General features: G+C 34.1%; 10 protein-coding genes and 1 pseudogene. 9 read left to right on the top strand and 2 right to left on the bottom strand.

Translation table 11 applies throughout. The features are described from left to right. Window positions 1-40: 40 nt before the first annotated feature. On the top strand, window positions 41-1,624 hold the full coding sequence (locus AC6CHR_RS03145; RefSeq protein ID WP_498247026.1) for a glycoside hydrolase family 43 protein: 1,584 nt from the start codon (window positions 41-43) through the stop codon (window positions 1,622-1,624). Between the two features lie 342 nt (window positions 1,625-1,966). Here AC6CHR_RS03145 and AC6CHR_RS03150 read toward each other — a convergent pair whose 3' ends face one another. Continuing rightward, window positions 1,967-2,116, bottom strand: coding sequence for a hypothetical protein (locus tag AC6CHR_RS03150; RefSeq protein WP_498247027.1), 150 nt, complete (start codon window positions 2,114-2,116; stop codon window positions 1,967-1,969). 670 nt (window positions 2,117-2,786) lie between these two features. Between AC6CHR_RS03150 and bglB the strand changes: the two genes are divergently transcribed. The 8 genes and pseudogenes from bglB to AC6CHR_RS03190 all read left to right on the top strand — a co-directional run bounded on the left by bglB (window position 2,787) and on the right by AC6CHR_RS03190 (window position 11,625). After that, on the top strand, window positions 2,787-3,893 hold the full coding sequence (bglB, locus tag AC6CHR_RS03155) for a beta-galactosidase BglB (protein WP_498247028.1): 1,107 nt from the start codon (window positions 2,787-2,789) through the stop codon (window positions 3,891-3,893). 84 nt (window positions 3,894-3,977) lie between these two features. Further along, on the top strand, window positions 3,978-4,973 hold the full coding sequence (locus AC6CHR_RS03160; protein WP_498247029.1) for a TRAP transporter substrate-binding protein: 996 nt from the start codon (window positions 3,978-3,980) through the stop codon (window positions 4,971-4,973). 14 nt (window positions 4,974-4,987) lie between these two features. Next, entirely contained in the window at window positions 4,988-5,494 is a 507-nt protein-coding gene (locus tag AC6CHR_RS03165) for a TRAP transporter small permease (RefSeq protein WP_498247031.1), read from the top strand. 45 nt (window positions 5,495-5,539) lie between these two features. Further along, window positions 5,540-6,838, top strand: a complete 1,299-nt coding sequence (locus AC6CHR_RS03170; protein ID WP_498247192.1) for a TRAP transporter large permease — start codon at window positions 5,540-5,542, stop codon at window positions 6,836-6,838. Between the two features lie 685 nt (window positions 6,839-7,523). After that, window positions 7,524-8,804, top strand: a complete 1,281-nt coding sequence (locus AC6CHR_RS03175; RefSeq protein ID WP_498247032.1) for a Gfo/Idh/MocA family oxidoreductase — start codon at window positions 7,524-7,526, stop codon at window positions 8,802-8,804. Window positions 8,805-8,900: 96 nt separating this feature from the next. Further along, window positions 8,901-9,016 (top strand): annotated as a pseudogene (locus AC6CHR_RS03180) (carbohydrate ABC transporter permease); the annotation flags it as partial. A 263-nt stretch (window positions 9,017-9,279) separates the two neighbouring features. Continuing rightward, window positions 9,280-11,331 carry a glycosyl hydrolase 115 family protein gene (locus AC6CHR_RS03185; RefSeq protein WP_498247033.1) on the top strand — a complete coding sequence of 684 codons (2,052 nt, stop codon included), beginning with the start codon at window positions 9,280-9,282 and terminating at the stop codon, window positions 11,329-11,331. 162 nt (window positions 11,332-11,493) lie between these two features. Next, window positions 11,494-11,625 (top strand): IS3 family transposase, encoded by a 132-nt coding sequence (locus AC6CHR_RS03190; RefSeq protein WP_498247193.1) that lies wholly within the window; start codon window positions 11,494-11,496, stop codon window positions 11,623-11,625. 204 nt (window positions 11,626-11,829) lie between these two features. Here the strand turns inward: AC6CHR_RS03190 and AC6CHR_RS03195 are convergent, their stop codons facing one another. Continuing rightward, entirely contained in the window at window positions 11,830-12,927 is a 1,098-nt protein-coding gene (locus AC6CHR_RS03195) for a GerAB/ArcD/ProY family transporter (protein WP_498247034.1), read from the bottom strand. Window positions 12,928-12,939: the final 12 nt, after the last annotated feature.

Consider the following 12,939-nt stretch of genomic DNA (forward strand, 5'->3'; position numbering starts at 1 on the left):
TTACTTACTACTTATTATATAAAAAAGGAGATGTGTAGTATTGAAATATGTTAATCCGATTATATCTGGTTTTTATCCAGATCCAAGTATCGTGAAAGTAGGAGAAGATGATTTTTACTTAGTAACAAGCTCTTTTGAATACTTTCCTGCGATACCGATTTTTCATAGTAAGGATCTTCTTAATTGGGATCAAATAGGTAGTGTGTTAACCAGAGATAGTCAAGTTAACCTAAGAAATAGTAGAAGTTCAGGAGGTTTGTATGCACCTACCTTACGATATCATAATGATACTTTCTATATGATATCCACTGATGTATCAGGTAATGGAAATTTTTATGTTACTGCGACTGATCCAAAAGGTCCTTGGTCAGATCCAATTAAAATTCTTTATGGAAATATTGATCCTTCTTTAATGTTTGATGATGATGGAAAAGTCTACATAACTGTTCAAAATGGTGCAGGTTACGATTCTCATATTATTCAATATGAAATAGATATTCATACTGGTGAGGCTTTAACCTCTCCGGTTGTCATATCGAATGGTGATGGAGGACAATGGACTGAAGCCCCACATCTATATAAAATAAGAGGGGTCTATTATCTACTATGTGCATGCGGTGGTACAGGAGAAGATCATAGATCAATCATTTCTAAAAGTAGTCAACCTTACGGACCTTTTGAATTGTTAGACCAGCCAATCTTAACACATAATCAAATTGAGGATCACCCTATTCAAAACATAGGCCATGCCGATTTTGTCGAAGATCTTAATGGGAACTGGTGGGCTGTTTTTCTAGGAACACGACCGGTTAACCAAAAATATACAGTTTTGGGAAGAGAGACGTTTTTAGCACCTATAATTTGGACCGAAGACGGATGGCCAATGATTGATAATAATGAGGGTATTGTTGCTGGTGTTATGGAAACAACGAATCTGCCTGGAGAATCAAATATTGAGGAAAGGTTTATAGATAAAGATGATTTTGAACAGGATGAACTAGATCTGACATGGTTTCATCTTAGAGCTAAATGTGAGAAAAACTACTCCTTATCTGATCGCAAAGGTTGGTTGAGTTTGTATGGTGGACCTGACAATTTAAGTGATGAAAAAGGCTCGCCTACATTTATTTGTAAACCACAGAAACACATTAAGATGGAATATAATGCGTTGCTGGAGTTTGATCCTAAAAATGATGGTGAAGAAGCCGGCTTATCAGTTAGGTTAAACGAAAAAGCACATTATGAGATAGCTATTAAACAAATAAATGGAGAGAAAGTAGTTGTCGCATTAAAAACGATTCAAGGACATACAGAAGAAATCACACGTAGTCTCATTCATAATAAAAGACTTAAATTAAACATAAAGTCAGATAATCTAGATTATCATTTTAGATTTGCAGAAGAAGGAGAAGAATGGAAGTGTCTTGGAAAATCCCAGTTGGCTTTCTTATCTAAAGAGGAAAATGGAGGATTCGGAGGTGTGTTTACCGGGGTATGTCTTGGTCTATATGCAACTGGAAATGGAAAAGAGAGTAGTACAACTGCATTCTTTGATTATGTTCAATATAAAGGGGACAACGAAATAAATATTTTAAAAGATAGTAAACATGTAAAAAAGGAATAAATTCGCAAAAAACATTGTTTGTATAATGAATAATGTTTGGTTGGTAGAAGAAAAAAATTGAACACAGCAATACTTTATAACAGAACGTACAGAAATGTTTTGCGAGAATATGGATATTCTACTGAAGTCATTAATGAAAAAGCATAAGATAGATAGAATAAACTTTTTTCAGAACAACACTCTGATACACAAATCTATTATCAAGCTGTTTTTGTTGCAATTAAGCGATGGTGTATTATCCTTTAACGGTTATATGTTCTTCATTTAAGAATAAACAGTAAAGCCGAAATTTACTCCCCAATCGTACATAAGGCGTCTTGCCCCTGTGTACGATTTTTTTATTTATATCAATGTTTTAGCAGCACCTTTATTCTGTTTTGGTCTTTTTTCCATGTCAGCTGCTTCAAACGATTTAGGAGAACGCGTCTTTTGGAAGATATTTTGGCCGCATGACCCAGCAGCATGATGGATTAATAGATATACGGTGCGCATATAATCAAGGAAATGGGTACAGCTCAATGAAAATGTTGGTTGGAAGCCATCTTGTACACTAAGGTATATCTAACCCAGGCTGTTCCTCCCCGTGTAAAAGCAAAAACGGGTGCAGGCAAACTAGCCTAAGAATGAGAAGCTTCAATTCCTTTGTAGGTAAGGGATTGGAGCTTTTGTGATTTTACAACGATTGTGTTTACGCGATACATTGTCTTGTCATTTGTCCGGAATAAGACTAAGAAAATACAAAAACTAATCAAAAGTCAACTTTAGCAATGGATCAGTTGCTTTTATAAAAATATTAAGGATTTTTGTTAATATCACTCTGCGAAGTTAGAGTAATGAGCAATTATTATTTTGGTCAAATCGTTCGGTATTCTAGTACATTGACTACTAATTTGATTAAATTAACAGATATTTCTACAAAATTCATTGACCAATCGAAATATATTACCTATAATCAAAATAGGAAATAAACAAACAAATAGGATAATAAATGAACAATTTAAAGAAATAAATGAACAAAAAAGTGTGAATGAAAAAAGGGAAATTAAGTTTATAAAAAAAGATTAAAAACGAGAATGGAAAATTGAAAACGTTTTTATCCCTTTTTAAATTTTTTACAAGGTTGATGGATGATACTAACTTTATTCATTTGGAGGGAAAAGTAATGGGACAGAAAGTAGTAGCTTTTATCGAAAAAAATGAAGTAATAAATTATATTGATATGTTAATGGATAACCTTTCACAAATTACAGATAATACGGGCGAATTTTTATTGAATTTCGATGGTTTAGTGGTTGATGATAAGAGTTGGAATGTATGGAACTGGCCGCAAGGTGTGGGGTTATATGGAATCTTTAAATATTGGAAACTAACAAATAGCCAGAAGGCGTTAAATATTATAACTGATTGGTTTGAAGCTAGATTCGAAGAAGGTGTCCCACCTAAAAATGTAAATACAATGGCACCACTTTTAACATTAGCATTTTTATATGAAGAAACGAAGGATCAGACATTTGTACCTTACCTAGAGGATTGGGCAGAGTGGGTCATGTATGATATGCCACGCACGAAGGAAGATGGTCTACAACATATGACATACGGACCTGAAAATAAAAATCAGCTTTGGGATGACACATTGATGATGACCGTATTACCTTTGGCAAAAATAGGGAGACTTTTCAATAAACCTGAATATATCGCAGAAGCAAAAAAGCAATTTTTAATTCACATTAAATATTTAAGTGATCGAAAAACAGGATTATGGTTCCATGGTTGGACATTTGAAGAAAATCATAATTATGCAGAAGCATTATGGGGAAGAGGAAACTGCTGGATTACAATAGCTATTCCTGAAATTATTGAAATTTTAGGCTTAAAAGAAGGAGATTACTTAAGAGACTTCTTAATTGATACATTAAATAGACAGATTGAAGCGTTGACTAATTTTCAAGATGAAAGCGGTTTATGGCATACATTAATCAATGACAAAACATCTTACCTAGAAGCATCAGCAACAGCAGGTTTTGCTTATGGCATCTTAAAATCAGTTCATAAAGGTTATATTAGTCAAGAATACAAGGAAGTAGCTTACAAAGCGATTCAAGGAATTACTAAAGAAATTAACGATGATGGTGCCCTGCAAAAAGTGTCAGTAGGAACAGGTATGGGTGATAGCTTACATTTTTATAAAGAAATCAAAATTACGACAATGCCATACGGACAATCACTAGCAGTCCTTTGCTTATCTGAATTTTTACACGATTATAACTAAAATTATTCCTTTTTTAAAAAAATTTCACTAGAATAATAGAATTGGTTATTATGCTATCTGAAGTAAGCTCAGGAGGGAAATATAATGAAGAAGATCATACCTATCATACTGGTAGGCATGTTGTCTGTAATATTATTTACAGGCTACAGCAAAAATGAGAACGATTCCATAGTTTTGAGATTTGCTTATGCTAGTAATAGTCAACCAGTAAAAGATGCAATGGCTAAGTTTGGGGAAATACTATCGAAAAAAACAAATGGTGAAGTTACTGTGGAATATTTTCCAGATAGTCAATTAGGTGGAGAACGGGAGTTAATCGAATTAACGCAAACAGGTGCAGTGGATATAACAAAAGTAAGTGGGTCAGCACTAGAAAGCTTTTCAGACAAGTATTCGATTTTTGGTCTTCCTTACTTATTTGAAGATGAAACACATTTTTATAATGTTATGGACAGTGATATTGTAAAACCAATTTATAATTCAACAGAAAAATTAGGTTTTGTAGGATTAACCTACTATGATTCAGGACAAAGAAGTTTTTATATGACGGAAAAGCCTATTGAAAAACCGAGTGATTTAAAAGGTAAAAAAATTAGGGTCATGCAAAGTCAAACTGCAATAAAAATGGTTGAATTATTAGGTGGTTCAGCAACACCTATGGATAGTGGTGAAGTGTATACTTCTTTGCAACAAGGTATCCTGGATGGTGCGGAAAATAATGAGTTTGCTATAACAGAAGCTGGACATGGTGAGGTAGCAAAATATTATTCATATGATGAACACACAAGAGTTCCTGACATCATGGTTATGAATAATGAAACGTTAGAAAGCTTAACAGAAGCACAAAGACAAGCTGTATATGAGGCTGCGACAGAATCTACAGAATATGAAAAAGTAGTTTGGAAGGAAGCAGTTGATCAAGCAAAAGAAAGATCTGAAAATGAATTTGATGTCGTTTTTAATGAAGTTGATAAAAAACCATTCCAAGAAGCTGTACAGCCTCTACATGATGAGTTTGCTAATAAAGATGGTTTCAAACAATTATATGAAGATATTAGAAATATGAAAGAAAATAAATGATAGAGGTTGATATGATGAGTAATTTAAAGAAAAGTGTCGATAGAGTGATTGAATTTCTTACTTGTACTTTATTCATTATTATGGTAGCGGTTTCAAGTTGGCAAGTGTTAAGCCGCTTTATCTTAAAAAGTCCAAGTACATTTACAGAAGAGCTATTAAGATATAGTTTAATTTGGCTTGCAATGTTAGCAGCTGCTTATGTTGTCGGGAAAAATCAGCATATTGCCATTACTTTCTTAAGAGACCGAATGATTGAAAATTCTAAAATCAAGCTGGATGTTGTCATTCAATCGATTTTTGTATTATTCTCTGCGGTTATTATGGTCTATGGTGGTGCAAAGGCTGTTTTTCTAACAATGGCACAAATATCTCCAGCATTACATTTACCGATGGGTTTTGTTTATTTGGCATTACCGTTGTCTGGATTATTTATTCTTTTTTATAGCACGATCAACATACTAGAGTTATTGAACAAGAAGAAGAAAATAACTATTATTAATGCGGAAAAAAAAGCAAGTTAAATCGTTCATTAAAGCGTGATAAATAAATCAAAGCAGGTGTATCCTATGGTGTTACAGGCTAGTTTAATTTTAATTATCGTATTTGCACTACTAATGGTAATAGGAATACCTATTGCTATTAGTATAGCAACAGCATCTTTGGCAACAGTATTAATCGTTTTACCTTTTGATGTATCTGTATTCACATCAGCGCAAAAGATGGTAACAAGTTTAGATAGCTTTTCACTATTAGCCGTGCCATTTTTCATATTATCTGGAATTATTATGAACAATGGTGGAATCGCTATCAAACTCGTGAATTTAGCAAAGTTATTAGGTGGAAGAATTCCAGGTTCATTGGCCCATACGAATATTATTGGAAATATGTTTTTTGGATCTATTTCTGGTTCAGCAATTGCTGCATCAACAGCTATTGGCGGAACGTTGATTCCACTACAAGAAAAAGAGGGGTATAGTAAAACATTTTCTACAGCAGTAAATATTGCTTCTGCGCCAACAGGGATGTTAATACCGCCAAGCTCAGCATTTATTATTTTCTCATTAATAAGTGGAGGAACTTCTATTGCCGCTTTATTTATGGGAGGATATGTTGTTGGAATATTATGGGGATTAGCAGTAATGGCTGTTGCATATATTATTGCTAAAAAGGAAAAATATCCAATCACATCGATGGTTTCATTTAAAGAAGCAAAAAAAATCATAATTGAAGCTATTCCTAGTTTATTATTGATTGTCATTATCATCGGAGGAATTCTTTCTGGTGTCTTTACAGCAATCGAAGCATCGGCAGTATGTGTGGTCTATTCATTATTTTTAGCTCTTGTCTTTTATAGATCAATATCTCTTAAACAATTACCAAGTGTATTGGTTCAAGCAGTTGAAATGACCGGAGTTATTATGTTTTTAATAGCTGCTTCATCAGGTATGGCCTTTGTTATGGCATTAACGGGAATACCAGAGGCTTTAAGTAATCTTATTTTGGGCATTTCAGACAATAAATTCATTATCCTTGCATGTATTATGATTATTTTATTAATGATTGGCACATTTATGGATATCGCACCAGCAATCTTAATCTTTACACCAATCTTTTTACCGATCGCTACAAGTCTTGGAATTGATCCAGTACATTTTGGAATATTTTTCGTCTTTAATTTATGTATTGGAACAATAACACCTCCGGTTGGCACAGGGCTATTCGTAGGAGCGAGCATAGGTAAGGTGAAGATAGAAAAAGTATTAAAACCGTTAATTCCGTTCTATGTTGCGATCATTATTATTTTATTTTTAGTCACTTATATTCCCGAAATAAGCTTATTCTTACCTAATTTATTAGGCTTGTAATAGTTCCGTTCTTGTTACCCCTCGTGTTGAAATTGAGGGGTAGATTTATTTTGCACTTTCTTAATTTCACGTGATGATGGGTTTGTCAGTAGCAACAATTTTGAGTGAAACTAGTTTCTATACTAGTAAGAATAGTACAGCCATTGATGAAGCAGAAATGGTCAAATCCAACAGTTGTTCACACTGAAACAAAAAAAGCCTTATCCAGGGAGTTGTAAAACCATTAAGTGAATTAAATGATCCAACTTTTTCTCAATAAGGTATGGGAAGATGAATGCCGTTCCCCCTGATTTCACTTCTATTTAAAAAAGTATTACCCCTCATTTGCCTTGGACAAAAATGTACTATTGTCGTAAATACATGAAGATATTAATCTAGTAAGAAAGAGATTCTATCATTTTATCTTTTGATAACTTTTTGAATAATGAATACGCTATAGAAGTGAAACGATCTGTAATATGAGCAAAGTTAAAGTTCCGGATAGTAGCTTTGGTATTCATCCTTTTTGTTTAGGAATTTTGAAATGGAAGAATTCAGGGATATGATCCCAAAATCTGAAATGCTTAAAGAATGTGACTAACCTTTCTACTTGCTATACAGGGGATGACAGTTTCTTGTCTATCAATCTGTTTAAAAAATCAAATGGAACAAGGAATTTGTTCCTTCAATAAAGGGAGAGAATATAATGGAAAAGTATGTATTAGTCGGAACTGGTGGAAGAGCTGAATTTTTCTACGGAGCAATTGTTAGAGATTTTAAGGAAACTTGCAATCTTGTTGCTTTCTGTGATTTGAATCAAACTAGAATGGATTATGCTAATTGTTTACTAGAAGAAAGATACAATCATCCTAAAATTAACACATACTTATCCACTGATTTTGAGAATATGATTAAGGAAGAAAAACCGGATAAGGTAGTTGTTACTTCTGTCGACCGTACACACCATACGTACATTATTAAAGCATTGGAATTAGGCTGTGATGTTGTTACTGAAAAGCCAATGACAGTGGACGTTGAAAAATGCCAAGCTATTATTGATGCAATTAACAAAACCGGAAAAGAAGTTCGTGTTGCTTTCAACTATCGATATGCACCACATAATACTAAGATTCGGGAGCTAATTATGAATGATGTGATTGGCCAAGTAAATTCCGTTAATTTTGAGTGGGCTTTAGATACGCAACACGGTGCAGACTATTTCCGTAGATGGCACCGCGATAAGCGCAATAGTGGTGGCTTACTTGTTCACAAATCAACGCACCACTTTGACTTAGTTAACTTTTGGCTAGATACAAAGCCAGAAACGGTTTATGCATCTGGAGGACTTCGTTTCTATGGGAGAGAAAATGCAGAATCTAGAGGCGTTACCCAATTTTATCAACGTGCACATGGAAGTGAGTATGCGAAGGATGATCCATTCGCAATTGACTTGGAAGGTAATGAGCACTTAAAGGCTATGTATTTGGATGCGGAAAAAGAAGATGGTTACCAACGTGACCAAAGTGTTTTCGGAGACGGAATTAGCATCGAAGATACACTTGGTGTTATGGTAACATACAAAAACAAAGCAATCTTAAACTATTCTCTAAACGCTTATTTACCATGGGAAGGCTACATTGTTTCGATTAACGGTACAAAAGGAAGAATTGAAGTTCGGATTCGGGAGCAGTCTTACATTAATTCGGGTGGTAGCAAGGATGACGAAGGAAAAGTAAAAGAGAAATCTATCATTGTTATGCCAATGTTTGGTCAGCCTTATGAAGTTGAAGTTGTCGAAGGAAAAGGTGGACATGGTGGGGGAGATCCTATTCTTTTACGAGATATTTTCGGGACACCAGTTGAAGACGAATTCAAACGTGCAGCAACACATGTTGATGGTGCGATGTCTATTTTGACTGGAATTGCAGGAAACATCTCTCTTAATACAGGTCAAGCAGTAAAAGTAGACGAACTAATTAAGTTTTAAGATGATATAGAGAATAGGCACGGAGACAGTCACCATGGACGAATGGGATAATAAGAACGGATCAGTTCTCGAATGACACAATTAAAAAAGGGGTTGTCTTGGGGTGCGATGTTTGCAATGTCAATCATAACACTGATTCCTGTATTTGTTGTTCTCTTTTTATTCGAGAGACATGTAGTTGAGGGTTTAGTACAAGTGGATTAAAGGGTTAGTCTATTAGCTAACCGATTAGGATTTTTCAATAAATTTATGGTGATTTTCGGAAAATGTATGAGCTGAATAGGATTCATGGGAGTTGTAAATAGTGTTCAGGAATGGATCAAGATGGCCCATTCTAAAATTGGCAATGAGGGATATTGATCTCTCTATCTAATAATAGGAAATAGGGAAAAATAGTTTAGATTCATTTAAAAGTTGCCTATTTAGGTCGAATTTCTAAGGGTTACAAGAATGAAGGAATAGAGAGGTAATCATTATGAATAATGGAAAATACTTTATATTCAACAAGGAAACATGTCTGGATTATCAAGGTCCTGAATTAATAAGTGTTAATCATTTCCTAAAAGTCTTGACTAGAGATAAGAACAAAGTGTTGCAAGGAAATAGTAGCCATAGAAAAACCAAAATACTTTTCATTTTGGATGAAAAGAATCATGACAACCTAAAAGCGGAACAGTACTATATTAAGTTCTCCGACGATTTGTCTGAAATAAGAGTGATTTCTATAGATGAATTAGGAATCATCTATGGAATGCTTCATGTAAGTGAAAAGTTTCTAGGTGTAGACAAGTTTTGGTTTTGGAATGACTGTGAACCTTCGACAAAATCATTGATTAAAATTAACCCCGTCCACTATCTTTCAGATGTAGCCAAAGTTAGGTTTAGAGGTTGGTTCATCAATGATGAGGTTCTCATTTCAAATTGGAAATATAAGAATTCTAACACCATTGTATGGGAGATGGTATTTGAGGCATTATTGAGATGTCATGGGAATATGGTGATACCTGGAACGGATATTGAAAATCCCGTCTATAAAAATATTGCTAGTGAGATGGGACTATGGATTACACATCACCATGCAGAACCGCTTGGTGCTCAAATGTTTAATAGAGTTTTCCCTAATGAAAATCCTTTATATGTAGAAAACGAAGTCTTATTTAAAAAGCTATGGAACGATGCGATTATCGAACAGAAAAATGATAAGGTAATATGGAATATCGGTTTTAGAGGACAGGGCGATCGTCCATTTTGGGTAGATGATCCGACGTTTGATACGGATGAGAAAAGGGGAGCACTCATATCCAAAATTATGAGGGACCAATATGAAATGATTGCCGAATTTCAGAACGATCCTATTTGCTGTGTCAATTTATACGGTGAAATAACTGAATTGTACAAAAAGGGATTATTAGAATTGCCTGAAGGGGTAATCAAAATTTGGGCGGATAGTGGATATGGGAAAATGGTGACGCGAAGACAAGGGAGTCACAACCCTAGAATCCCTTCAATTCCTTCCAAACAAGATATAGGCCCGCATGGGATCTACTATCATGTAACATTTTATGATCTGCAAGCTTCAAATCATTTAACGATGCTTCCTAATTCAACAGCCTTCGTAAATGATGAGCTAAATCAGGCTTTTGACCATGATATGAGTGAATTCTTGATTGTAAACTGTGGAAATATTAGACCACATTTATATTTTTTAGATTTTGTTAGTCAACTATGGAATAAAGGGAAAATGAATTCTGATGAATTTTTAAATGGGTACGTTTCCAACTACTATCCTTCATATACGGGAGAAATGAGTCAGTATATGAATGCTTACTTTGATGCTATTATTCAGTATGGAAACTTTAACGATGAACGTGCGGGTGAACAATTCTATCATTTTACAATCCGATATCTTGTTAATCAATGGATCATTTCTCAAGGGAAAGAGGGTACGAAACAATTAAATTGGGCAACAGAAAAGACTGACTTAAAAGAACAATTTGACTGGTTTAAAAATAAGGTTGAAGGAAAACTATCCAACTGGGAATCATTACTGGAGAATGTTAAGGTTTTGGTAGGAGAAGCGAGTACGATCGAACAAAAAAGAATACATGATCAGTTACTCATTCAAGTGCAGATTCATAAGAATGGTTGCAAGGCTCTTTACTCCCTTACAAAAGCATTTGAAACGTATCGAACAAAGGAGTATCTAGATGCATTTCTGCTTGTTAATGAAGCTATTCAACAGATAAAGGAAACAATGGATATTATGAAAAAGCCAACCTATGATAAGTGGAATGGTTTTTATGATAACGATTGTCTAACGAATAGTTCATTAACTTTTTATACGTTAGAAACTGTAAGTAGATATATTAGAATATTTGGGGATGGACCAACATTTTATAAGTGGGAAAAAAGGTATCTAACCGATACCAGAGAAAGTTCGGTAATGCTACTGACAAATAAAACAAAACAACTGATGGATGATGAATTAGTTAATAAAATGGAAGAGAGGCATGATAATACTGAATAAAAGATTTCTTTTGGAAAACAACAAAAGGTTTTTCTCTGTTGTGACCCCTAAAAGTTAGTTATATATTAAGCTGTTAATTGGCTTGTGTGAATTCGGTATTGAACCGGACTCATGCCTGCCAATTTTTGCTTTATACGCTCCTTTCTAGACATTGACTGACGTATACCCACCTTAAAGAGAAAGTACAATATTCACGTAAACCTTAAGGCTGTTCAAAAGATTATGCAGAAATATGATTTACAATGCCAAGTGAAGATGAACGAAAAAAACATATTAGTCGTGAGAGCAATATAGTTGTGAAAAACCTCCTTCAGTGAAAGTTCACTGCAACTAAACAAAATGAAAAGTGGGTTACAGACATTACCTATTTACCGTCACGTACAACTATGATGTATCTATCAACAATCATAGATCTATATAATAACGAGCACGTATCCTATTCTATACAAGTTGTTCTTTTGTTACGGTTAACTCCTACATTATAAGTAGATATGTCATTCACCTTTCTTTCTTCAAAAGTCGATATCTAAGAATAAATACAATGATCAACATAAAAGGAATACCAAATTCGAAGAGGGGAAAAATGGAGTTTAGAACTATTTTACCTTGTTTTAAATGATCTACTATATTTTCCGTTGCAAAGATTGATGTAGAGAAAACAAGTAATCCTATCGGAAATATGAACTTATGGTGACTGGTTCCTTTAAACAAATCAGTTGAACCTATGACAGCTGCATAGGTAAATATGGCTACTTTATAAAAGTCCCCTATGATTAGGATTATCATTTCAACCCCTTGTAGTCCATTTATAAATCCACCGATATCTATCTTTTCAACTATATTCAAAAAGGGAAACACTGAATTTTCTAATCCGTGTACACCCAATACGGTAATTTCTAAAAGAATCGTAAAAGTCAATATAACACCACTTAATAGTAAACCAGCAATACCAAATTTCATTCCGCTCTTCCGATCATTTAAATATGGAAAAATAAGCGTAAAACAGATCAATTCTCCATAAGGGAAAAAGACTCGATCAGGAATGGCAGAAGTTAAGACTGGTTTCCAGCCATTTTCTAAAAAAGGTAGCAAATTTTCTACTTGAATAACATTTGAAGAAATAGTTACAATAAAGGTTATTAATAGTAAAAGAAAAAAGATTCCAAAAAAGAGCTCTGCTGTTCTTGCCAAAACTTCTATGCCTTTATACAATGCATAACATACAAGGTACATCATAATACCACTAAGAAAAGCCATTGGGGTATCAGTATAATGAAGCATGATTAGCTCACTTGCTTCACGTAAATCCCTTGATCCACCATATATAAAAAAAAGAATATAGAATATGCCAACAACAAAGCCAATATGTTTCCCTAATATTTCCTTTAGGTAACTAGTCATTAAATAGTTTGGAAATTGATGGTATAAATAATAGTACATTATCAATAAAACAATTCCGCCAACCAATCCTACCAATTCCGCTAACCAAGCATCCTGTTTTGCCTCTATTCCTGCTGGAACAATAAGAGCCGTTCCTAATTCAAATAATACTAGGATACAAAATAATTGTTGAGGACTTATTTTAGATTTCTCCACAATACCAAATCG

This window comes from Metabacillus sp. GQ13 (assembly GCF_059758525.1).

Coding starts and splice junctions, on each gene's coding strand:
- AC6CHR_RS03150 (WP_498247027.1), bottom strand. CDS start 2,116: ATGCGCACCGTATATCTATTAATCCATCATGCTGCTGGGTCATGCGGC.
- bglB (WP_498247028.1), top strand. CDS start 2,787: ATGGGACAGAAAGTAGTAGCTTTTATCGAAAAAAATGAAGTAATAAAT.
- AC6CHR_RS03160 (WP_498247029.1), top strand. CDS start 3,978: ATGAAGAAGATCATACCTATCATACTGGTAGGCATGTTGTCTGTAATA.
- AC6CHR_RS03165 (WP_498247031.1), top strand. CDS start 4,988: ATGAGTAATTTAAAGAAAAGTGTCGATAGAGTGATTGAATTTCTTACT.
- AC6CHR_RS03170 (WP_498247192.1), top strand. CDS start 5,540: ATGGTGTTACAGGCTAGTTTAATTTTAATTATCGTATTTGCACTACTA.
- AC6CHR_RS03175 (WP_498247032.1), top strand. CDS start 7,524: ATGGAAAAGTATGTATTAGTCGGAACTGGTGGAAGAGCTGAATTTTTC.
- AC6CHR_RS03185 (WP_498247033.1), top strand. CDS start 9,280: ATGAATAATGGAAAATACTTTATATTCAACAAGGAAACATGTCTGGAT.